This window comes from Salinimicrobium oceani (genome assembly GCF_012037645.1).
On the sequence record NZ_JAAVJR010000366.1, the window covers coordinates 1 to 529 of the forward strand.

General features: G+C 34.4%; 1 protein-coding gene. It reads left to right on the top strand.

From position 1 onward, the window contains the following. Window positions 1-27: 27 nt before the first annotated feature. On the top strand, window positions 28-441 hold the full coding sequence (locus HC175_RS17205; protein WP_168025062.1) for a DUF6730 family protein: 414 nt from the start codon (window positions 28-30) through the stop codon (window positions 439-441). Window positions 442-529: the final 88 nt, after the last annotated feature.

Genomic DNA, 529 nt, shown 5'->3' on the forward strand with positions numbered 1-529 from the left:
GGTGTAGGATTTTAAAAACAAAACAAGATGAAAAAGCTGGATGAAATTATGGAGCTTATGGCAGATGAAATGCAGGATTTCCAGAATGGTCTCTTGCAGATGAAAAAAATGATTGAGGAACTCAACACCCGGAGTATTCCTATTACCACCGAAGTAATGGAAAAACAGTTAAAGATTTTCTTTCAAAAGCAACAGGAAAGAGAAAGCCTAGCTTTGGAAAATTTAAGATCAATTGATCAAAAGCTAAAGAACACAACTATAGTTCCAAGAAACATAATTGCTCTCTTTGGAAGTATCTTACTAGTTCTGGTGCTAATAATAGGTTATTTAAGTTTCGAATTAATGCAATCAAAAGATGTAAAAAATGAAATGCTTCAGGAGAAATCAACTGCTTTAAAAGGCTTCAAGCCTCAAAGACAAAAAATAAAAAAGTTTGCCTGATCAAAATTTCCGTAATGCGACCAATGCTGTTTTTATTTAACGCTTAACCAAAGTACGCTATAAAAAGAGCGTCGGATCCCGCGCAGAT